Below are 21974 nucleotides of genomic sequence, written 5' to 3'. Positions count from 1 at the left end.
ACATACTTATGTATGCTCCCTAAGGTATCCTCGTTTGCCGCCTTGCTACAACACGAACTATTTTGAATAAACACGTTATGTTGTAGCAAAAATAATTTAAATCAAGCTATTAGCATTTTTAATAGTGCATTTAATATCTAGCTTATAAATAGCAAGCGGCTATTTAACCATAAAATAGATTAATATAGATAGGTAGAATAAGTAAAAGTGAGTTGCAAAAGCAGTTAGAGATAAATAAAAATGGCAGGGAAGCCCCCGCCATTTATATATGCTTATCATTAATGATGAATAAATTATCTAACGAGTGCTATAACAGTATCGCTTGAAACGATAGGGTCGATTGACATCATCACACTTAGCGAAGTTATCGCAACAATTGAGAAGATGAACAATTTTCTTGCCCAAACACGGTCATCATTTTCGGTTTTGAAACCCGAAATAGCCATGCCAAGCCACCATAAGCTCACTGCTGCACCAACTATTAAATATTTATAACCAGCGTACCCACTGATTGCCAACATTAACGTTGCGACCATAAACGCTAGGATGTACAAGAAGATATGTGTTTTAGCGACAGATATTCCCTTGATAACCGGCAGAACCGGAATGTTAGCTGCCTGATAATCCTTAAAGCGGAAAATGGCAATGGCATAGGAATGCGGCATTTGCCACAAGCTGAAGATTAATAACAGGATAAGAGCACCTGCATCAAATTCATTTGTGACTGCGCAGTAACCGATAACCGGTGGTGCTGCGCCAGAAAGGCTGCCAATTAATGTGCCATATACTGATTTACGTTTCATATAAAGGCTATAAACGCCAACATAAACAATGAAACCAATTATCGCCAATAGCATTGCCAGTGCATTAGCTGCTACGAGTAGCAGCACAACACCTGCAATACCTAACACAGTTGCGTAAATCAGACTAACTTTCGGGTCAATCAGCCCTTTAACTAAAGGGCGATTCTTGGTTCTTTCCATGATACGGTCAATATCACGGTCAATGTAGTTGTTGAAAACACAACCAGAAGCCACGACCAGTGATACACCCAGCAAAGTCGCAATAAACAGCGGATAATCTATCGAGCCTTTTGAGGCAAGGAGAAAACCGCCGATCACAGAAATCAGATTTCCGAAGATAATTCCTGGTTTGGTCACTTGCAGGTATTTCTTAAACATAATGGCAACTCTTTAGTCGAGCATCATATTGATGTTCAGGTTGTACATAATCCACAGAGAGCCAATTACAACGATACCGACGATTAGCATAGTGAACAGGAATGCTACGAGGTTCCATCGCTCATCTGATGATGTGTTCATGTGTAAGAAGCATATAAGGTGAACAAAGATTTGCACAACAGCCATCCCAACAACAGTCCAAAGGATTGCGGCTTGTGATGCAGTACCTTCCATCACCATCCAGAAAGGAATTACTGTCAGGATAATAGACAGAATAAAACCAATCATGTAAGTCTTAACGCTACCGTGGCTTGCTCCGGTATGAGCATCTTTTGCATGACTCATTTAAATTGCCCCCAGCAGATAAACAACGGTAAATACACAGATCCAAACAACATCTAAGAAGTGCCAGAACAGGCTAAGGCAATTTAGACGCGTCTTGTTGACTTCAGTTAGACCACGGCGAGAAACTTGGATCATCATGATGATAATCCAAATCAGACCTGCGGTGACGTGCAGACCATGCGTAGCAACTAAAGCGAAGAATCCAGATAAGAAGCCACTGCGATCAGGACCAAAGCCTTCAGAGATAAGCTCATGGAACTCATAGACTTCCATAAATACGAAGCCAAGACCCAGTAAGAACGTTGCAAACAGCCATAAATTGACGAATGCAATTTTGCCTCTGTGCATGGCAATCATCGCGAAGCCGTAAGTGATACTACTGACTAACAGTAAGAATGTTTCACCTAATACGAACTTCAGACTGAAGATGTCTTTACCTGCAGGGCCACCAGCAGTGCCATCAGCCAAAACAACATAGGTTGCAAATAGGCAGGCAAACAGGATCAAGTCACTCATTATGTAGATCCAGAAACCAAAGACTTTAGTTCCGCCTGCATCATGATGCCCATGCTCTGCATGGGCTAAGTTTTGATTAGTCACTGTATTAGTTGACATCGTTCACACCTGCCTTACGTAATTCTTCAAAGTGCTTATTCTCGATTTGCTCGATTTCAGCCACAGGTACGTAGTAATCAACATCTTCGTCGAAGCTTTTTGCAATCCAAGTAACAATCATGCCACCAAAACCAACGATTGCGAGCCACCAGATGTGCCAGATCATTGCGAAACCTAATAACAAGCTAAATGCAGCGATAATTACGCCAGCGCCTGTATTTTTTGGCATATGAATTTCTTCATATGAAGTTGGTTTTTTATGAGCGGTACCTTTTTCTTTCATATCCCACCAAGCATCACGCGTTTGAATATGTGGTTCAACGGCGAAGTTATAGAATGGTGGTGGAGAAGAGGTTGCCCACTCCAGTGTACGTCCACCCCATGGGTCACCGGTTAAATCACGGTTAGCATGGCGGTCACGAATACTGACAATGACTTGAATTACCTGACATGCAATACCAAGTGCAATGACCGCAGCACCAACTGCAGCAGTTACGAGCATTGCGTGGTAAGCAGGATCAATATTCTGGCTTAGGCGACGAGTCATACCCATGAAGCCTAGGATATATAGCGGCATAAATGCTAAGAAGAAACCGATAATCCAGAACCAGAATGCGCGAACACCCCATTTCTCATTTAATGAGAAACCGTATGCTTTCGGGAACCAGTAAGTCATACCAGCAAAACAACCGAATACAACACCACCGATAATTACGTTATGGAAGTGAGCAATTAAGAATAGGCTGTTATGTAGAACGAAGTTTGCACCCGGAACGGCTAATAGAACACCTGTCATACCACCAACTGAGAAGGTGATGATAAAACCGATAGTCCATAACATTGGGGATTTTAATTCGATACGACCTTGGTACATGGTGAACAGCCAGTTGAAAATCTTAACCCCAGTTGGGATTGCGATAATCATGGTTGCAACACCAAAGAAGGCATTGACGTTTGCACCAGACCCCATGGTAAAGAAGTGGTGTAGCCAAACGACGAATGACATCACGGTAATGGCGATTGTTGCCCAAACCAAAGAGGTATAACCGAATAGACGTTTTTTGGAGAATGTTGCTGCAACTTCTGAGAATACACCAAATACAGGCAGTACAAGGATATAAACTTCAGGATGTCCCCAAGCCCAAATCAAGTTAATGTACATCATCATGTTGCCACCCATATCATTCGTGAAGAAATGAGTGCCAATATAGCGGTCTAATGTCAGTAACGTGAGGGTAACTGTTAAAATAGGGAAAGCTGCAATAATTAGGATGTTGGTACAAAATGCTGTCCAAGTAAAGACAGGCATTTTCATCATCGACATACCTGGTGCACGCATACGGATAATCGTCGCGAAGAAGTTAACACCTGTCAATAATGTACCTATACCGGATATCTGTAGACTCCAAAGCCAGTAATCGACCCCGACGCCAGGATTGTACTCCAAGCCAGATAGTGGTGGGTAAGCTAACCAACCTGTTTGTGCGAATTCGCCAACCCCTAAAGAGATGTTGATAAGTACAACACCAACAACAAAGAACCAGAAGCTCAATGAGTTTAGGAATGGGAAGGCAACGTCACGAGCACCAATTTGCAGAGGAACTACAAAGTTCATCAAACCAACAACAAATGGAGTTGCCATGAAGAAAATCATGATAACGCCGTGTGCGGTAAAGATTTGGTCATAGTGATGAGGGTTTAAATAACCTTCTTGGCCAGCAGAGGCTAGAACTTGCTGACCACGCATCATGATGGCATCCGCAAAGCCGCGGAACAACATAACCATCGCAACGATGATATACATGATACCAATTTTTTTGTGGTCAACTGTTGTTAGCCACTCTTTCCACAACCATTTCCATTTACCAAAATAGGTAATCACACCCAGTAATGCTAGTCCACCTAGGACAATAGCGATCAGTGTGATAACAATAATTGGCTCATGAAGTGGAATTGCATCTAGTGTTAATTTTCCGAACATGCCCTTATTCCTCAGCGCCTGCATGAGCATTATGGCCCATATGCATAGATTGATCTGTAGATTCTTTAGTCGTTTCTACAGGCGCGTGACCTTGATGGTGTTCATGACCAAACTTGAGAACAATTTCGTCATACAGTTTAGGTTTCACGCTAGAGAAGTAGGTAACAGGAACGTTAATGCTAGGCTTAGCGACTTCATCAAATGCCTGCATTGTATCCATGGTTTTAGGTGAAGTTTTCACCTTTTGTACCCACTCTTCGAAGCCTTGGCGGTCAGGAGTTGCAATTGCATTGAACTTCATATCGGAGAAGCCTTTGCCACTATAGCTTGCAGAGAAGCCTTTATAGGTGCCAGGTTCATTAGCGATTAAGTGAAGTTTAGTTTGCATACCCGCCATCGCGTAGATTTGGCCACCCAAAGATGGAATGAAGAACGAGTTCATCACCGAATCAGACGTGATTTTGAAGTTTACAGGCACACCAGTAGGGAATGCGATTTCGTTAACTGTTGCAATACCTTGCTCTGGATAAATAAATATCCATTTCCAGTCGGCAGAAATAACTTCAATGGTAATAGGTTCCTGATCACTAACTAATGGCTGATACGGATCCAGCTCATGCGTCGTTTTCCAAGTAATGGTACCGAGAATAATGATAATAATGATAGGAACAGTCCAGCAGACTAGCTCAATTTTATTTGAGTGAGCCCAGTTAGGACGATAGGTTGCTGACTTATTGGATTCACGGTATTTCATAGCAAAAATAAATGCCATAAAGATAACAGGGATCACAACAAGGAGCATTAAGCCAACTGCAATAAGAATTAGCTCTTTTTGTTTAACGCCAACGGCGCCTTTTGGGTCCATCAACACCATATCACAACCGCCTAATAGTAAGGCTGCTACAACCAGTGAGATTGCTCCAATACTTTTTTTGTAGTTCATAAGTCTCATCCACGACCCCAAATGACAAAGATTCTAATTGTCGTTTCATCAGTACGGGTATTTTACGGTAAGGTTATGCTAGTGTAAATGATTGTAAGGCAAAGAAACTGAATTGTTAGCTCTTTATGTTAATATGATCACATGTAAAGAACTTATATCAAAACAGTTAAAATTGATGCGGATTATAAGTATATATTGATAAAACGACACTAATAGTAAATTATCTTAGTAATTTTACAAGGAAAAATATATACAAAAGAGAAGAAAAAAAATGAAAACTGATATGAATGTTAAATAAAATGGTAGTGGAAAATACGTTTTTTACTACCGATAAGGAGGAAATCAGTACCTTATCGGTAAAATAGTAAAGTAATATTATTACTTTATTGATAAAAAACAGATTTATTATAATTGAATATAATTTTCTTATGGAAAGTTAGAACGTATACTTTAATGTGTAAACGATCGCATCTTGGTAAAAATTATCACCTAATTTATTATCAGCATAACGATATTGCACACCAGCGGCTAAGTTAGGCGTCGCATTCCACCAAAAAGCTAAAGCACCGTTTATTCCATCTCGACCGCCATTACCATAGCGTTTATGACGAGAAAACTCCATTTCATGCCAGTTGGTAATCATGAAATTCTCTTCAAACATCTTAAAGTTATAGCCCGCAACCCAGCCAACAACATAGCCATTGTTCCCTGAGTAATAAGTTTGATCGACATAATGAAGTGCAATAAAGGGTTTAAACCACAGATCGCCAATGACGGTGTTATAGCCTAGCCCATATAGGGTGTTTACCTCGTGAAAGTTGCCACCATATTTTGCGCCCGGCATCGACCAAGTACCATAAACATGTCCATAAAGGTTGAGTCCGCTATCACCTAAATAAACGCGTCCAGTTGTTTTGATGGTATAGCGCTGATTACGTCCAGGCTCTGTCCGACGCTGATGAAGTGGATTTTCAACATCAAAAAAACCATATAATTCCCCCCATTTAAAATTAGCTCCGCCCTCCAATTCAATATAAGCAAAGTCTTTTTTGCGTGTAGTGTGTTCAGATTTGGTTTCTGTGCGATGTGACCAATCCAAATAGTTAACATTGATATCAGCAAAGCCATTTTGATATCCGAGAAACTCTTCAGAGTTCGCATTACCTGCGAGAGACGCTATGGCAGCAGTGCAGAGTAGTTTTTTTATCATGATATATTATTTTCATTTAATTATTAACGAAGTTTATCATTTTATGACGTTTGTTTTTGACATTCAGCCATCGTCAAATTAACAAGATATTAGACTTTTAAATAACAATTAAAAAACATATTGGTTTGAAAAAGTGAGTTTTATCACGATATTTGAGCGTGGAAGATGGTTTGTATTGATGAGGCTGATTTTCATTGATGAATTAAATTACCTAAACTAATAGCATTGGCTTAGGTAATTAATGTTATGAATAGATGATTTACTGTTTGACGATTTTACGTACAGCTAAGAAGTCTAAGCTACCACCGATGATCAAACTCAACGCACCGATAGAAACCCCGATATTGAAAATAATATTTTGGTAGTAAGGCAGGTTAAGCCAAAATGATATCTGTGTTGTAAATAAATAAATTTTTACGCCGCTAAATGAACAAACAAGCAGGGTTAGTAGCCATATTGCTAGAAAGCTCACTGCCGTAAGTAAGGTATAGACTGCAATTTTATAGCCACTTGGATATTGTTCGCGACGTTGGAATAGCCCAGTCGTTTGCGTGTAAACTAAGGATGTTCGGCAAGCCAGAAGTAATAATATTCCTGGCACAGCGACACCAATTGAAATTAAATAAAAGAGTGGCCAACCATAGGTGCTTACAAAAATACTGGCAATAGGACCAATATAGACACGTCCAACAGCAGATAAGGCAGAAAGAAGGGCAAATTGAGTCGCTGACAATGATTTATTACATAAGGTCATTAAAAGGGCAACAAACGCTGCGGTTCCCATTCCAGAAAAAATATTTTCAAGAAAAATGATTGAACCCATACTAATGATATTCGGCGGCGTGACTGCCAGAAACCAATAACCAATATTAGAAACGCCTTGTAAGACCCCAAAGACGAATAGCGCTTTAAATAAGCTCATATTCTTCATTAGATAACCACCAAGAAGCGCTCCAACAATTGTTGCAGCCATCCCAACTGTTTTATTGACGGTACCAACTTCACTTAAACTAAAACCTAACGCATTCAATAAGAAATTGGTATTTAACGCCATTACAAAGGCATCACCCATCTTATAAAAAACCAGTAGCAATAAGATTAACCATGCATTGTTACGACTAAAAAATTCGGCGAGAGGCTCATAAATAGCATCTTTGAGTGAGGCGGGGGGCGCGATATTTTCGGTGGGCTCTTTGGCGAGTAATGTTGCAATCACACCGATAAGCATTAGTCCTGCCATCAGCAAGTAAAGTTGTTGCCATGTCAGAAACTTGTCAGCTAGCCAAAGGGAAAGACCACCAGAAACGAGCATGCTGATGCGATAGCCCATTACAGATGTTGCGGCTCCAAGACCACGTTCTTCGGCGCTTAATAAGTCAGTTTTATAAGCATCGAATACGATATCTTGTGATGCGGAACAAAATGCCACAATGACGGCTAATGAAGCAAGCCACCATAAATGTTGCGAAGGGTTCATGAAACCCATTGTTGCAATACTAATAATGAGTAAAATTTGAGTGGTTAGTAACCAACCTCGACGTCGACCTAAAAAGGATGGAGTGTAGCGATCCATCATTGGAGACCACAAAAATTTTAAAACATAAGCTTGACCAACGAGAGAGAAAAAACCAATGGTACGGATATCCACATTCTCAACCGTTAACCACGCTTGTAATGTGCCTGCAGTAAGTGCCAATGGTAAGCCAGAAGCGAATCCCAATAGTATTAATATAATGTTGTTAGGTAGTCTGAAGGTGGTGCGTGGCATATTCTTCCTTTTACCGACACCTGTTTTATTCGCGCTACAGGGGTCTTGGCTTCACTCATTTTCTTTCTACTGGCAACATGAAATTAATTAGAGTAATTCTCGTTATATGTCGTGTTTCAGCATATTGGTATAAAAGGCAGTACAACATTGCGCTACCCAAGTCGCATTCTTATTATATGCTTCTTGGGAGAGCTTATGTTAAACAGCGATATTTGTAATTATTAATAGCGAGAATTTTGTCTGATAAAATCAGTTAATTCTTGGTCATTCGCCATATCGGTAATTAAATCGCTAAGAGCACTGTTTATGGCCGCTTGAATTTTTGCATTCGTCGCGCCTAGCAGTTCTTGCGTATTAAAGTTACGGGTAAATGAACGTGTTTTTGTTGAGCCATTAGGGGCAGTCGCATTGACACTTACACTTGAATTGACGGTGATATTGTGGCGTAGGCTTCCTTCAGTAACTTTGGCATCTAACTTATTCAATTGAACAACTAAGTTAATATTTGCAGGTGATGTGACCATAAAACCACGTGCTGCCATCTGTTTTTCTACTGCTTCTTGCATCAAATAGCGTGGGTCACGAGACGGATTAAGTACAACTAAGCTACCATCGCGGTTAACTTCAGCTAATGATTTTTGAGTACGATTATCAACGCTACTCACACTGATTGATGTTGCATTCAGTGTTGGATTTTTAGCAGGTAAGGTAATCTTGGGTTCAAGCGATAATGTATTATTACTTGCGGTACAACCGGCAAGCAAAAACAAGGCAAAAAGAGGAAAACACAGTTTTCTTAACATAATTTTTTCCAGTTAATCTTTCCTAATTGAAAATGTTCCGCTATGGTGCGGATAGCGGCAATTATAGCAATGCAATTAGAGCAACAGCAATATGGTTTATTTTACTTGAACTGTTAGACAGCAGTTTTTGAAAAAAGTCGTATAAGCTTCGTATAAATGCGAAGCGGTCATAATATAAAGTTGCAATTATCAGATTTTTCTACAGTAAAATTGCAAGATTTGGTGTTGCTCATAGTGTGATTCGCAATATAGCTTGCGGTGTAGTTTACTGGATTTATCAATACTAGATAAGCCTCTAAGTAAGGAGTTTTTTATGGTCGCCAATGTATCGCAGGATATGCAATCGCGTGTGAGTCAAAAGTTACACACGGCTTTTGAACCTGCTCATTTGGAAGTGATAAACGAAAGCTATCAACATAATGTATTGCCAGGTTCAGAAAGTCATTTTAAAGTCATTTTAGTCAGTGAAAAGTTCGAAAATAAACGAATGCTTAGTCGTCATCGAGAAATTTATGCTATTTTAGCAGACGAATTAGCGGGCAGTATCCATGCTTTGGCGTTACATACGTATACGCCACAAGAGTGGGATGGGTTAACTAACACCGCATTGAAATCACCTGCATGTCGTGGTGCGGGTAAAGCTAACGGCTAATTCGAGAGTTTATTTTTGAAAACTGATTTTATATGAATACTGAAATTCATCATTTTTAATATACTTAGTATCAAATTGATGAATGATTTTTCTTCAATTTTGTTGAAGAAATGGAATTTTAGTCAGAAAAGTCACAAAATTAGAGGATTAATCGCTTCTTTTATCGGCTTTTCTCGACTCAGAGCGCATGCATCGGTATAATGTTGCGTCTAATTTTCAGTAAGGTTTCGGGACGCTTCTGATATCAGGGATGAGTGTTGTGAAAACAATGCCCCCGGTTCTGGAAGGGAGAAAGCCACTAATGATTTAATGGCATAACTCTGAAGTAGACCGATCACTAAGATTTTTTTTGAGGTAAGAAGATGCAAGTTTCTGTTGAAACGACTCAAGGCCTTGGGCGTCGTGTAACAATCACCGTTCCTGCCGCTGATATTGAAAAAGCAGTAAATAGCGAGCTAGTTAGCGTTGCTAAGAAAGTACGTGTTGATGGTTTCCGTAAAGGAAAAGTACCAATGACTATCGTTAAACAGCGTTATGGTTCGTCTGTTATGCAAGACGTTCTAGGCGATGTTATGCAACGTAACTTTATCAATGCAATCATTGAACAAAAAATCAATCCAGCGGGTGCTCCTAGCTATAAGCCAGAACAACTCGATGAAGGTAAAGATTTCGTTTATTCGGTTGAATTTGAAGTTTATCCAGAAATCGAACTGAAAGGTTTAGAAACTATTGAAGTTGAAAAGCCAGCTGTCTCAGTAAAAGATGAAGATCTGGAAAACATGCTGGAAACTCTGCGTAAACAACAAGCAGAATGGAAAGAAGTTGAACAAGCGGCAGCTGCTGATTCTCGTGTTACTGTTAATTTTAACGGTTCTATCGATGGTGAAGAGTTCGAAGGCGGTAAAGCTGAAGATTTCGCACTCGTTATGGGCGAAGGCCGTATGATCCCTGGATTTGAAGAGGGTATTGTTGGTCATAAAGCCGGTGAAGAATTCGACATCGAAGTTAACTTCCCAGAAGATTACCACGCTGAAAACCTAAAAGGTAAAGCGGCTAAATTTGCTATCGTTCTTAAGAAAGTTGAACAACGCGAATTACCTGAATTCACTGAAGAATTTATCAAGCGTTTTGGTATTGCAGATGGCTCTTTAGATGGTCTGCGTACAGAAGTGCGTAAAAACATGGAACGTGAACTGAAAAATGCAGTTCGTAACCGTGTTAAAGCACAAGTACTTGATGGCTTGATCGCTGCGAACAATGTTGATGTTCCAGCAGCAGTTGTTGATGGTGAAATCGATGTTCTGCGTCGTCAAGCGGCTCAGCGTTTTGGTGGCAACGAACAACAAGCGATGGAATTACCACGTGAATTGTTCGAAGAACAAGCAAAACGTCGTGTTGTTATCGGTTTGCTGTTAGGCGAAGTGATCAACAAGAACGAGCTGAAAGCTGATGAAGATCGTGTGAAAACATTGATCGAAGAAATGGCATCTGCTTACGAAGATCCATCAGAAGTTATCGAATACTACAGCAAAAATGAAGAGCTGATGAACAGTGTTCGTAACTTAGCTTTAGAAGAGCAAGCAGTTGAAACTATCCTTGCTGCCGCTAAAGTAACTGAAAAAGAAACTAACTTCACTGAACTGATGAATCAAGTTCAAGCTGGTTAATTTTTCTTTTTAGTTGTACAAAATAATAAACCCGTAGTGTTTCGCTGCGGGTTTTTTGTCAATTAAAGCTTTTTAAATTCAGACTTTTTGTTAATTACGATAAAGTCACTTGAAAATCATATTTAAACCCTAATTATAGAGTCAACACATTAGATAAAACGTGACGAGGTAATTTGTCATTTTTCAATATCAAGTAGGGATTTTCCTCGGTATAAATCCGTGTAACCCTACAGAGTTGTGTTAAACTATTTTAATGAGCGTCTTGTTTTCGACAGCAGACTTAGCTGAATTTCTACTAATTTAATTCGTTACCTTGTGCCAATTTGGTTGAAAGTACGAAATAAATGGGTGACTCAAGTAGGTAGACTCAAGAAATTTTTAAAGACAAATTGTTTGTTTGTAGCATGGTTTCTAACCCAAAATGGCGGACAGACAGCAAATTAGGCGCAAGCACCAGAAAGTTTTTAATAGGAGATTTTGATGTCACATTTTGGCGGTCAAGAGCAGCTAGCATCCCAAATGGCACTTGTGCCAATGGTTATTGAGCAAACCTCTCGAGGTGAGCGCTCATACGATATTTATTCACGTTTATTAAAAGAACGTATTATCTTCCTGACAGGTCAAGTGGAAGATCATATGGCGAATTTAATTGTCGCTCAGATGCTATTTCTTGAAGCAGAAAATCCAGAAAAAGATATTCAGCTCTATATAAACTCCCCTGGTGGTGTGATCACAGCAGGTATGTCAATTTATGACACGATGCAGTTTATTAAACCAGACGTTAGTACTATTTGTATGGGACAAGCATGTTCCATGGGGGCATTTTTGCTAACTGCAGGAACTGAAGGTAAGCGTTTTTGTTTACCAAATTCTCGCGTGATGATCCACCAACCGTTAGGTGGCTACCAAGGGCAAGCAACCGATATTGAAATTCATGCTCAAGAAATTTTAAAAGTGAAATCACGAATGAATGAATTGATGGCTCGTCATACAGGTAAATCCATCGAAGAGATTAATCGTGATACTGAGCGTGATCGCTTCTTATCTGCTAGTGAAGCTAAAGAGTACGGTTTAGTCGACCATATCTATACTAGCCGTTAATATGCTTACTTTTTGGTATAAAATATAAGTTTATATCATAAAATTTTTTAGAAATTAGTTGTCTTGTTTTACGGTTAATTAACTGAAACTAGGCGATATGAATAAAAGTGAGGTCAACTGATGACAGATAAACGCAAAGAGGGGGCAGGTAAGCTATTGTACTGTTCTTTCTGCGGAAAAAGTCAGCATGAAGCCCGTAAGCTGATTGCCGGTCCGTCAGTTTATATTTGTGACGAATGCGTAGATTTATGTCTCGATATCATCCGCGAAGAGATCAAAGAACTTGCTCCACAGCGTGAGCGTAGTGAATTGCCAACGCCCCATGAAATTAGACAACATCTTGATGATTACGTAATTGGTCAAGAGAAAGCGAAAAAAGTTTTAGCGGTAGCTGTTTATAATCATTACAAACGTCTACGTAATGGTGATAAAACGAGCGATGGTGTTGAATTAGGCAAGAGTAATATTTTGCTTATTGGTCCAACAGGTAGTGGTAAAACCCTGCTGGCAGAAACACTCGCACGCTATTTGGATGTTCCATTTACAATGGCAGACGCAACGACATTAACCGAAGCCGGTTATGTGGGTGAAGACGTTGAAAATATCATTCAAAAACTGCTACAAAAATGTGATTATGATGTAGAGAAAGCTCAGCGCGGGATTGTTTATATCGATGAAATCGATAAAATTTCACGCAAATCAGATAATCCATCGATTACACGTGATGTATCCGGTGAAGGTGTGCAGCAAGCGTTGCTTAAACTTATCGAAGGCACGGTTGCAGCGGTTCCACCACAAGGTGGTCGTAAGCATCCTCAACAAGAGTTTTTACAGGTTGATACCTCTAAAATTTTGTTCATTTGTGGTGGTGCTTTTGCGGGTCTCGATAAAGTAATTAGCCAACGTTTAAATATACGTTCAAGTATTGGTTTTGCCGCAGAAGTGAAAGGCGAATCTGATAAAGCGACGGAAGGTGAATTATTAACGCAAGCTGAACCTGAAGATTTGATCAAGTTTGGTCTAATTCCTGAGTTTATAGGTCGTTTGCCAGTTGTGGCAACCTTAACTGAGCTGAGCGAAGAAGCACTGATTCAAATTCTGAAAGAGCCTAAAAATGCATTAACTAAGCAGTATCAAGCTCTGTTTAATCTTGAAGGAACTGAACTTGAGTTCCGTGAAGAAGCACTCAAAGCAATTGCCAAAAAGGCAATGGTGCGTAAAACAGGTGCTCGTGGTCTACGTTCAATCGTAGAAGGCGCGCTGCTAAATACCATGTATGACCTTCCTTCAATGAGTGATGTTGAAAAAGTTGTTGTGGATGAGAATGTGATTAATGAGCAGTCAGAGCCATTGCTTATTTATAGCAAACCGGATGCACAGGCTTCTGGCGATAATTAATCCCCAATGTGTTCAATAAATAATCAGACAAAATGAGGGCTTTCCCTCATTTTGTTTTTTATATTCAACTAGCCATTGAATGCTAAAATCTTGTCCCCATATAGTTTATATTCTGAGGTGTGGTTTCTTTGTTTTGATAGTGTTATATCAAAATAATAGGCTGAAACCCTTAAACTAGCATCAGCTAAACGAAGAGAGAGCTTTATGAATCCAGAGCGTTCCGAACGCATTGAAATACCAGTATTGCCTCTGCGTGATGTAGTGGTATACCCACACATGGTGATCCCACTGTTTGTTGGACGTGAAAAATCCATTCATAGTCTGGAAGCAGCGATGGATCATGACAAACAAGTCATGCTGGTTGCGCAAAAAGAAGCCTCAACGGATGAACCTGGGGTAAACGACCTATTTGCAGTTGGTACTGTCGCTTCTGTTATTCAGATGCTGAAATTACCTGACGGTACCGTTAAAGTTCTCGTTGAAGGTTTACGACGTGCTCGTATCACAAGTCTGACGGACAACGGTGAATACTTCTTAGCGCAAGCTGAATATCTTGCTCAGGAAATTACAGAGCATACTGAAGCTGTTTATGATGAAACAGCAGCTTCAAATGAGTCTAAAACAGCAAGTCTTGTTGATGAAAAAGAGCAAGAAGTTTTATATCGTACTATTGTCAGCCAGTTTGAAAGTTACATTAAACTGAATAAAAAAATTCCACCGGAAGTACTGACTTCTTTGCATTCTATTGAACAAGATCAGTTAGATAAGCTGGCTGATACCATTGCGTCCCATATGCCATTAAAATTGGCAGATAAGCAGCGTGTTCTAGAAATGGCAAATATTGCAGAGCGTGTTGAGTTTTTGATGGCCATGATGGAATCAGAAACCGAGCTGCTGCAAGTGGAAAAACGCATTCGTAATCGTGTCAAAAAACAGATGGAAAAAAGCCAGCGCGAGTACTATTTGAATGAGCAAATGAAAGCGATTCAAAAAGAACTTGGCGAAATGGATGATGCACCTGATGAACACGAATCGCTGAAACGTAAAATCGAAGAAGCGAAAATGCCAAAAGAGGCTCAAGAAAAAGCGGAAGCAGAACTGCAAAAGCTGAAAATGATGTCTCCAATGTCGGCAGAAGCGACGGTTGTTCGTAGCTATATTGATTGGATGATCCAAGTTCCATGGCATGCGCGCAGTAAAGTTAAAAAAGATTTAGTGAAAGCGCAAGAAGTCCTAGATACCGATCATTATGGTTTAGAACGCGTCAAAGATCGTATTTTAGAATATTTGGCAGTGCAGAGCCGCGTCAGTAAAATCAAAGGTCCAATTTTGTGTTTGGTTGGGCCTCCGGGAGTGGGTAAAACTTCTCTTGGGCAGTCAATTGCGAAAGCAACTGGCCGCCAGTATACCCGTATGGCACTTGGTGGCGTGCGTGATGAAGCTGAAATTCGTGGTCACCGCCGTACTTACATCGGTTCAATGCCAGGTAAGCTCATTCAGAAAATGGCAAAAGTGGGAGTTAAAAACCCACTCTTCTTGTTGGATGAAATAGATAAGATGTCTTCGGACATGCGTGGAGATCCTGCATCTGCATTATTAGAGGTGTTAGATCCAGAGCAAAATGTGGCATTTAACGATCATTACTTAGAGGTTGATTACGATCTCTCTGATGTAATGTTCGTAGCAACATCTAACTCGATGAATATTCCTGCGCCATTGTTGGATCGTATGGAAGTCATTCGATTGTCTGGTTATACCGAAGACGAAAAACTGAACATTGCTAAAGGTCATCTGTTATCGAAGCAAATTGAACGTAATGCTTTGAAAAAAGGTGAACTAACCATCGACGATAGCGCCTTAATGAGCATCATTCGTTATTACACGCGTGAAGCTGGTGTTCGTAGTTTAGAGCGTGAAATTTCGAAATTATGTCGTAAAGCAGTTAAAGCATTGTTGATGGATAAAAAGCTTAAACACATTGAAATTAATGCGGAAAACCTAAAAGACTATCTGGGCGTACGTCGCTTTGATTATGGTCAGGCAGATACCGAAAATCGTGTTGGGCAAGTAACAGGATTAGCATGGACCGAAGTTGGTGGTGATTTACTGACTATCGAAACGGCCTGTGTACCAGGTAAAGGTAAATTAACTTATACCGGTTCTCTTGGTGAGGTAATGCAAGAGTCTATTCAAACTGCATTAACCGTTGTTCGTGCTCGTGCTGAAAAACTCGGTATTAATAACGATTTTTATGAAAAACGCGATATCCATGTGCATGTGCCTGAAGGGGCAACGCCAAAAGATGGCCCAAGTGCAGGTATTGCGATGTCTACAGCGTTAGTTTCTTGCCTAACAGGTAACCCTGTAAGAGCTGATGTTGCAATGACAGGTGAAATTACCTTAAGAGGGTTAGTTTTACCGATTGGTGGATTAAAAGAAAAATTATTAGCAGCACACCGCGGAGGGATAAAAACAGTATTAATCCCTGATGAAAACAAACGCGATTTGGAAGAAATTCCACAAAATGTGATTGCAGATCTTGAAATTCATCCAGTAAAAACGATTGAAGAAGTACTCGCTATTGCGTTAGTAAACCCAGTTTTTGGTGCTGAGGTTGTAAAAACTAAAGCGAAAAGAGTGAGCTGAATCAAGAAGTTTGTATAAAACTAAGGCTGACACCTAATTTAGGACTTGTCAGCCTTTTTTTTCATCGTTAACTTAACGATGATTCTGATAATTGTTTGTATGTAATCTGTTCTCTTGCCATTGGTATTCAGGATTGATATAACGACTGCATCATTAGTTGGCTATACTAATATTGCTAACTAAGAGATAGATAGTCATAACTAATATGGGGATGATAAGAGTGAATAAGTCTCAACTGATTGATCAAATTGCTTCTGATTCAAATATTTCTAAAGCTGCAGCTGGCCGTGTTGTTGATGCGTTCGTTGCTTCTGTAACAGGTTCTCTGAGCAAAGGAGACGATGTTGCTCTAGTTGGCTTTGGTACATTTTCTGTTCGTGAGCGTGCAGCTCGCACAGGACGTAACCCGCAAACTGGTAAAGAAATCCAAATTGCTGCGGCTAAAGTACCTGCCTTCCGTCCAGGCAAGGGTCTTAAAGACGCTGTTAATAGCTAATTGATTTTTAGTTTCGTCTTTATTGGGTTTTTGCGAAAACTCAAACTGACGGAATGTTTTTAATCAGCTAATATATAAGCGCACCATGGAAATGGTGCGCTTTTTTTTCTATCTGCGTTAAGATTAGCGTATTATAGGGGCTGTTGATCCTTCTAAGCTTATTTTTTCAGCAATTTTAGATTGAAAATAGTGTAATTTTATCTTTCACGAGTATTGTGATGAATAAAAGCTGCCTGAGGGTTCGATTAAAAGACGTTCGACTCATTTTATGTTGTGTTGAGCGCTTTTTACCTAGGTGACTAGGCGGCAAGCCTCTCACCTCGATTAAAATGCTTTTATTTCGAAAAAATTCACCTTGAAAGATCGACGACCCCTAAGAAATTGAATTCAACAAAGCGGAGTTAAGCCTTTTTATGATGGAAAATTTACGCACGAAGGCGAATAGTCCTTTTCTCAAAATAGTACTAGCGCTGATTATCCTGTCATTCGTTCTGGGTGGCGTGATGATGGGGGGAGGCTTAGGCGGTGGTGGAAATAATGCCGCAGAGGTTAATGGACAACCCATCAGCAGAGAACAATTGCAACAGGCCTTCCAGCAGGAACGTCAGTCTTTACAGGAATATCTGGGAGATAAATTCTCCGAGGTTGCTAGCAATGAAGAAAGCATGAATATGCTGCGCCGCCAAGCACTGGATAGCCTGATTAATAATCAATTGATTAATCAATATGCTAATGAGCTAGGACTCTCTGCGAGCGACAAGCAGATAGAGCAAGCCATTTTTGCCATGCCTATTTTTCAAACCAATGGGCAATTTGATAGTGAAAAATATCGTGATGTATTAAACCGATATAATATCAATGCGGATAATTTTGCTGCGCAAATGCGCCAAGATCTCGTTCGTGCACAACTTTCAAAGTCATTTACAGGTACTGATTTTGCGTTACCATCAGAAGTAAAGACTTATGCTGAGCTGTTCATGCAAGAGCGTGAAATTCGTACTGCAACATTATCTTTAGCACAAATTCAAGCTAAGCAAGTTATTTCAGAAGATGAACTGAAGGCTTATTACGATGCTAATCAAAATAGCTTTATTGCGCCTGAACAAGTACAAGTCAGCTATGTAGAAATGGATGCTGCGGCAATGCCGAAGGCAACGATTACTGACGAAGAAATTAAAGCTTTTTATGAGCAAAACCTGAAAAACTATACTCAGGCAGAGCAAAAGCATTACAGCATGATCCAAGTTGCATCAGAGAAAGAAGCAAATGATATCGTCAATGAACTTAAAAATGGCGCTGACTTTATTGCGATAGCAACTGAAAAATCAACAGATAAATATAGTGCTGCAAATAAAGGTGCAATTGGTTGGATGGAAGCTTCATCGACGCCAAGTGAACTTATTAGTGCTAATTTGACAGAAAAAGGGCAAGTTTCAGCGCCGATTAAATCACAAGATAGTTATGTGATTTTCCGCTTAGATGATATTAAACCTGAAGTTGTTAAGCCTCTTGATGAAGTTAAAGAAAGTCTTGAAGTTACTTTGCTTCAAGATAAAAGCATCAAACAGTTCTATGATTTACAGCAAAAAGTCAGTGAAGCTGCAACGAATGATAATGAATCATTAATATCTGTTGAAAATGTATCAGGTTTGAAAATTGCTACAACTGATTGGTTTGACCGTAATAATCCACCAGCAGCATTAAATTTCCCGAAAGTAGTTAATGAAATATTCAGTGAGCGTCTTGTTGATAAAAATGGTTCGACAGGCATTAACTCTGATGTAATTAACGTCGAAGGTGACCGTGCATTTGTTGTACGTGTTACTCACTTTAAAGCGGAAATGACAGAGCCATTTGAAAAAGTGAAATCAGATATTGAAGCGCTGGTTAAACGTCAAAAAGCAGATGCCCAGCTGAAAGCTGAAGGTGATAAATTGGTTGCAGAGCTAAAAGCTGGCAAAGGTGAAGAGGCGCTTAACGCGGCAGGTATTAAATTTGCTGATGTTCAGAAAGTTTCTCGTCTAATGCCGCAAACAGCAATAACTAATGCGACCATGGAAATGCCTCAACCGCTTGAAGGTAAGCCAACCTATACAACAGCGCGTGATGAACAAGATAACCTTGTTATTATTCAATTAGATAAAGTTACTTTAGGGCAACCGACTAAAGAAGAGCTAAGTCAACTGACTCGTGAATATCAAGGTGCAATGAGTGCGGCTGTTAATGAAGCACTGATCCTGAATTTACGTTCAAATGCAAAAATTGAAATACAAAATCTTGAATAATTGCGAGCAGTTTCGCAACTAAGATTGTAATCTCCATAATTAAAGGCCACCTTTGGGTGGCCTTTCCCATTCTAAAACTTCCTCAAATGCTTTTTGACTACACTTTTGACATTGTAGCGTCTCTACACATACAGGAGAGTAGCTATGCCATGGATAAAGCAAATTAAAAAAGGGTTGGGTGTGACATTGGTTATTACAATGCTATGTCCTTTTTCTTCATTTGTTTCAGCTAAAAAGATTGAGACGGAGAAGGCGACAGCATTGGTTTCACCGAAAGGAGAGAATAAGCCAGGAGTAAGCATAGACCTATCCGATAAGGTGAATATTAATCAGGCCAGTGTTGATGAGCTCGCACAAAAACTTAATGGTATTGGGGTCCAAAAAGCGAAAGCGATCGTCGAGTACAGAGAAAAATACGGTGCTTTTAATTCTATCGAGAACATTTTAGAGGTACAGGGCATCGGTCCTGCATTTTTGGAAAAAAATAAGGATAAGCTCGTGCTCTAGCCTGTTGTATTCGTCATTTTGTAAGTTGTAGGTTTTTGACCTATGAACCTGACGATATTCGCTGATCATTTGCATGCGTCTTGAATTATTGAGAAGGATAAACACCCATATAAAATTATGGGTGCTTACTTATTTAAATAATGAAAAGTTGAAATGCTGATAGATTTTTAGATTATTTGTTGTACTGAAAATGAATGGACATACATTAATTTGCGAGCTATGTCTTAGAAATGATATTTATTCAGCACATTGGCCTAACATTTGTTATTTTTATGTTATCAAAAACAAACTGGTCGGAGTAGTGATGGCGACGAAAATTAAAATACATGGTTTTCATATTGATGTATTCCAACATGTTAACAATGCGCGTTATCTGGAATTTTATGAAGCAGATAGATGGGATTGGATGAATGAACTCGATTTTATTGATTGGGCAATTAAGAATAAATTTACGATGGCCGCAGTTAATATAAATGTTAATTATTTCCAAGGTGCTGTTCTTGGCGATGAACTTACTGTTGTCACCCGCATGGAAAAATTCGGTGTGAAAAGTGCGCAGTGTTATCAACAAATAATCAGAATTAAAAATGGGCAATCTGAGGTGGTTTCTGATGCCTATGTCACTTTTGTTTTTATTGATACTGTATTAAATAAATCCGTAACCATTGAAAATGAACTCAAGGAACGGCTCGAATCATTTATTTCTCACTCAGATGGTTTCATTGACGTATAGATTTAAGAGACCAGAGAACAATAAGCTCTCTGGTCGCAATTTTGCCTTTTTATTATGGGTAGGTAATAAAAAACTAATTTTGCGATAGGTGTTGCTTTAGAGCATGTATTACCGTTTCTTTATTGGCGAGGTAATAACTTAAGCCTTTGCTTCGTAAATGGCATGCAGCACATTCACCACAGCCATCACCTTGAATACCGTTATAACAAGTGAGAGTTTGTTCTCTTATTGTTTGAAGATGTCCGTAAGAGTCTGCAAGAGCCCATGTTTGGGCTTTATCTAGCCACATGAGTGGCGTTTCAAAACGAATATTCTTCGCGAGCCCAAGGTCAACGGCATGATTGAGTGATTTTACAAATTCATCTCGGCAATCTGGGTAGCCTGAAAAATCAGTTTCACAGACGCCGGTAATAACAGCTTCAGCTTGTACTTGGTAAGCGTAAATTGCAGCCAGTGTTAGAAACAGAATATTTCGACCTGGCACAAAAGTACTTGGCAGCCCGCTGTCTTCACTTTCTTGATAATCGGGTACTGGGATGTTATCTCTTGTTAAGCTACTAATTGCGAGCTCATTAAGTAGCTTAACATCTAATACTTTGTGGGCCGTAACGCCAAGTTGTTGACTTAATTGTTGAGCAACTTCAATTTCAACACGATGGCGTTGACCGTAATCAAAGGTGACACAGTGAACCTCATCATAATTTTCTAATGCTTGGATGAGGCACGTCGTTGAGTCTTGACCGCCGCTAAAGACGACAACTGCACGTTTCATAAATATCTCCTTTGTCATAAAAATTGTTTTATCTAAAATATAAGAGGCGCATGAACATTTACAGGTACATGATTATATATAGTAAGACCCGCTCTATTTATAGTCGATGAGCTGTGAGCTAAGATTCAAGGCTGATTTATAGGCTTAGTAAATGGTTATGTTAGCGATGCCACTGCTTATTTAATCGTTATTTTAGATTATCGTTCATTCGTTGTTGCATTATTTATACCTTAATATGCCTATTTATATAAAATAATTCTATTATACTAGTTATTAGTGACATTTTTTTGTTTTTAAATTTTTTAGCCATTAATTAAGCATTATTGAGATCTGGAGAGATAACATGTTAGATAAGATAGATAAAAAATTGCTCAGTTTGCTACAAAATGATAGCAGCTTATCTCTTAATGTTCTCTCCGAAGCGGTTAACTTAACATCAACACCTTGTTGGAAAAGGTTAAAGCGCTTAGAAGACGATGGCTATATTCGTGGTCGAGTGACATTACTTGATGGTGAAAAGCTCGGTTTAGGGTTAACTGTGATAGTGATGATTAAAACTCAACATCATAACAGTGAATGGTATGAGCAATTTGTTTCATTTGTTAGCCTGCTTCCTGAGGTTCTTATGTTTTATCGTATGGCCGGAGAGTATGATTATCTTATGCAAGTTGAAGTTCATGATATGAAGTCTTATGATTTGTTTTATAAGAAATTGGTCAATGGTGTTCATGGGCTAATTGATGTAACCTCAAGTTTTGCAATGGAAAAAATTAAATACACAACAGTATTACCTATTCCTGATTAGCTATTAGATTAGAACTTTTTGAATATTATTTACATTCAAACTAAACGTTGAATGACGACCGCGGAA

Annotated in this window: 19 protein-coding genes; 10 read left to right on the top strand and 9 right to left on the bottom strand. The window is 39.4% G+C overall.

The window, feature by feature from the left end; genetic code table 11:
• Positions 1-293: 293 nt before the first annotated feature.
• The 8 genes from cyoE to ACTH6U_RS01065 form a co-directional block, all read right to left on the bottom strand.
• A complete protein-coding gene (gene cyoE / locus ACTH6U_RS01100) occupies positions 294-1181 on the bottom strand; it encodes a heme o synthase (RefSeq protein WP_294108437.1) in 888 nt (295 codons plus the stop codon).
• Positions 1182-1193: 12 nt separating this feature from the next.
• Positions 1194-1526 (bottom strand): cytochrome o ubiquinol oxidase subunit IV, encoded by a 333-nt coding sequence (locus ACTH6U_RS01095; RefSeq protein WP_294108439.1) that lies wholly within the window; start codon positions 1524-1526, stop codon positions 1194-1196.
• On the bottom strand, positions 1527-2141 hold the full coding sequence (locus ACTH6U_RS01090; RefSeq protein ID WP_294108441.1) for a cytochrome o ubiquinol oxidase subunit III: 615 nt from the start codon (positions 2139-2141) through the stop codon (positions 1527-1529).
• Entirely contained in the window at positions 2131-4122 is a 1992-nt protein-coding gene (gene cyoB / locus ACTH6U_RS01085) for a cytochrome o ubiquinol oxidase subunit I (protein WP_294108443.1), read from the bottom strand. Before cyoB ends, ACTH6U_RS01090 begins: the two co-directional genes overlap by 11 nt.
• Positions 4123-4126: 4 nt before the next feature.
• A complete protein-coding gene (cyoA, locus tag ACTH6U_RS01080; protein WP_294108447.1) occupies positions 4127-5074 on the bottom strand; it encodes a cytochrome o ubiquinol oxidase subunit II in 948 nt (315 codons plus the stop codon).
• A 427-nt stretch (positions 5075-5501) separates the two neighbouring features.
• Positions 5502-6275 carry a nucleoside-specific channel-forming Tsx family protein gene (locus ACTH6U_RS01075; protein ID WP_294108449.1) on the bottom strand — a complete coding sequence of 258 codons (774 nt, stop codon included), beginning with the start codon at positions 6273-6275 and terminating at the stop codon, positions 5502-5504.
• 259 nt (positions 6276-6534) lie between these two features.
• Complete coding sequence (gene ampG / locus ACTH6U_RS01070; protein WP_434720762.1) at positions 6535-8043, bottom strand: muropeptide MFS transporter AmpG; 1509 nt, start codon at positions 8041-8043, stop codon at positions 6535-6537.
• 221 nt (positions 8044-8264) lie between these two features.
• Positions 8265-8846, bottom strand: a complete 582-nt coding sequence (locus tag ACTH6U_RS01065; RefSeq protein ID WP_294108453.1) for a YajG family lipoprotein — start codon at positions 8844-8846, stop codon at positions 8265-8267.
• A 313-nt stretch (positions 8847-9159) separates the two neighbouring features.
• Here ACTH6U_RS01065 and bolA point away from each other — a divergent pair, with 313 nt between their 5' ends.
• The 9 genes from bolA to ACTH6U_RS01020 all read left to right on the top strand — a co-directional run bounded on the left by bolA (position 9160) and on the right by ACTH6U_RS01020 (position 20331).
• Positions 9160-9498 carry a transcriptional regulator BolA gene (gene bolA, locus ACTH6U_RS01060; protein ID WP_434720763.1) on the top strand — a complete coding sequence of 113 codons (339 nt, stop codon included), beginning with the start codon at positions 9160-9162 and terminating at the stop codon, positions 9496-9498.
• 362 nt (positions 9499-9860) lie between these two features.
• On the top strand, positions 9861-11165 hold the full coding sequence (gene tig, locus ACTH6U_RS01055; protein ID WP_294108458.1) for a trigger factor: 1305 nt from the start codon (positions 9861-9863) through the stop codon (positions 11163-11165).
• Between the two features lie 480 nt (positions 11166-11645).
• A complete protein-coding gene (clpP, locus tag ACTH6U_RS01050; protein WP_294108460.1) occupies positions 11646-12266 on the top strand; it encodes an ATP-dependent Clp endopeptidase proteolytic subunit ClpP in 621 nt (206 codons plus the stop codon).
• A 120-nt stretch (positions 12267-12386) separates the two neighbouring features.
• On the top strand, positions 12387-13664 hold the full coding sequence (gene clpX / locus ACTH6U_RS01045; RefSeq protein ID WP_441831404.1) for an ATP-dependent protease ATP-binding subunit ClpX: 1278 nt from the start codon (positions 12387-12389) through the stop codon (positions 13662-13664).
• A gap of 204 nt (positions 13665-13868) precedes the next feature.
• Positions 13869-16310: an endopeptidase La gene (gene lon / locus ACTH6U_RS01040; protein WP_336430916.1), complete on the top strand. Its 2442-nt coding sequence runs from the start codon at positions 13869-13871 to the stop codon at positions 16308-16310.
• A gap of 220 nt (positions 16311-16530) precedes the next feature.
• A complete protein-coding gene (gene hupB / locus ACTH6U_RS01035) occupies positions 16531-16806 on the top strand; it encodes a nucleoid-associated protein HU-beta (protein WP_294108466.1) in 276 nt (91 codons plus the stop codon).
• Positions 16807-17219: 413 nt separating this feature from the next.
• Positions 17220-19091, top strand: coding sequence for a peptidylprolyl isomerase (gene ppiD, locus ACTH6U_RS01030; RefSeq protein WP_294108468.1), 1872 nt, complete (start codon positions 17220-17222; stop codon positions 19089-19091).
• 144 nt (positions 19092-19235) lie between these two features.
• A complete protein-coding gene (locus tag ACTH6U_RS01025) occupies positions 19236-19598 on the top strand; it encodes a ComEA family DNA-binding protein (protein WP_434720766.1) in 363 nt (120 codons plus the stop codon).
• 304 nt (positions 19599-19902) lie between these two features.
• Positions 19903-20331, top strand: coding sequence for an acyl-CoA thioesterase (locus ACTH6U_RS01020; RefSeq protein ID WP_294108472.1), 429 nt, complete (start codon positions 19903-19905; stop codon positions 20329-20331).
• Positions 20332-20404: 73 nt separating this feature from the next.
• Here ACTH6U_RS01020 and queC read toward each other — a convergent pair whose 3' ends face one another.
• The gene (gene queC, locus ACTH6U_RS01015) at positions 20405-21103 is read right to left on the bottom strand and encodes a 7-cyano-7-deazaguanine synthase QueC (protein ID WP_294108474.1); all 699 of its coding nucleotides are present in this window, start codon (positions 21101-21103) and stop codon (positions 20405-20407) included.
• A 343-nt stretch (positions 21104-21446) separates the two neighbouring features.
• Between queC and ACTH6U_RS01010 the strand changes: the two genes are divergently transcribed.
• Positions 21447-21908 (top strand): Lrp/AsnC family transcriptional regulator, encoded by a 462-nt coding sequence (locus ACTH6U_RS01010; protein ID WP_294108475.1) that lies wholly within the window; start codon positions 21447-21449, stop codon positions 21906-21908.
• Positions 21909-21974 lie beyond the last annotated feature (66 nt).

The organism is Providencia sp., from assembly GCF_052096715.1.
Taxonomy (GTDB): Bacteria; Pseudomonadota; Gammaproteobacteria; order Enterobacterales; family Enterobacteriaceae; genus Providencia.
This window is presented reverse-complemented; position numbering and strand designations above follow the sequence as displayed.

What these genes read in the sequence shown, in the direction of transcription:
- ampG (WP_434720762.1), bottom strand. Translation starts at nt 8,043, where the DNA reads ATGCCACGCACCACCTTCAGACTACCTAACAACATTATATTAATACTA.
- bolA (WP_434720763.1), top strand. Translation starts at nt 9,160, where the DNA reads ATGGTCGCCAATGTATCGCAGGATATGCAATCGCGTGTGAGTCAAAAG.
- ACTH6U_RS01075 (WP_294108449.1), bottom strand. Translation starts at nt 6,275, where the DNA reads ATGATAAAAAAACTACTCTGCACTGCTGCCATAGCGTCTCTCGCAGGT.
- clpX (WP_441831404.1), top strand. Translation starts at nt 12,387, where the DNA reads ATGACAGATAAACGCAAAGAGGGGGCAGGTAAGCTATTGTACTGTTCT.
- cyoB (WP_294108443.1), bottom strand. Translation starts at nt 4,122, where the DNA reads ATGTTCGGAAAATTAACACTAGATGCAATTCCACTTCATGAGCCAATT.
- ACTH6U_RS01095 (WP_294108439.1), bottom strand. Translation starts at nt 1,526, where the DNA reads ATGAGTCATGCAAAAGATGCTCATACCGGAGCAAGCCACGGTAGCGTT.
- lon (WP_336430916.1), top strand. Translation starts at nt 13,869, where the DNA reads ATGAATCCAGAGCGTTCCGAACGCATTGAAATACCAGTATTGCCTCTG.
- ACTH6U_RS01090 (WP_294108441.1), bottom strand. Translation starts at nt 2,141, where the DNA reads ATGTCAACTAATACAGTGACTAATCAAAACTTAGCCCATGCAGAGCAT.
- tig (WP_294108458.1), top strand. Translation starts at nt 9,861, where the DNA reads ATGCAAGTTTCTGTTGAAACGACTCAAGGCCTTGGGCGTCGTGTAACA.
- ACTH6U_RS01010 (WP_294108475.1), top strand. Translation starts at nt 21,447, where the DNA reads ATGTTAGATAAGATAGATAAAAAATTGCTCAGTTTGCTACAAAATGAT.
- cyoA (WP_294108447.1), bottom strand. Translation starts at nt 5,074, where the DNA reads ATGAGACTTATGAACTACAAAAAAAGTATTGGAGCAATCTCACTGGTT.
- ppiD (WP_294108468.1), top strand. Translation starts at nt 17,220, where the DNA reads ATGATGGAAAATTTACGCACGAAGGCGAATAGTCCTTTTCTCAAAATA.
- clpP (WP_294108460.1), top strand. Translation starts at nt 11,646, where the DNA reads ATGTCACATTTTGGCGGTCAAGAGCAGCTAGCATCCCAAATGGCACTT.
- ACTH6U_RS01025 (WP_434720766.1), top strand. Translation starts at nt 19,236, where the DNA reads ATGCCATGGATAAAGCAAATTAAAAAAGGGTTGGGTGTGACATTGGTT.
- cyoE (WP_294108437.1), bottom strand. Translation starts at nt 1,181, where the DNA reads ATGTTTAAGAAATACCTGCAAGTGACCAAACCAGGAATTATCTTCGGA.
- ACTH6U_RS01065 (WP_294108453.1), bottom strand. Translation starts at nt 8,846, where the DNA reads ATGTTAAGAAAACTGTGTTTTCCTCTTTTTGCCTTGTTTTTGCTTGCC.
- queC (WP_294108474.1), bottom strand. Translation starts at nt 21,103, where the DNA reads ATGAAACGTGCAGTTGTCGTCTTTAGCGGCGGTCAAGACTCAACGACG.
- ACTH6U_RS01020 (WP_294108472.1), top strand. Translation starts at nt 19,903, where the DNA reads ATGGCGACGAAAATTAAAATACATGGTTTTCATATTGATGTATTCCAA.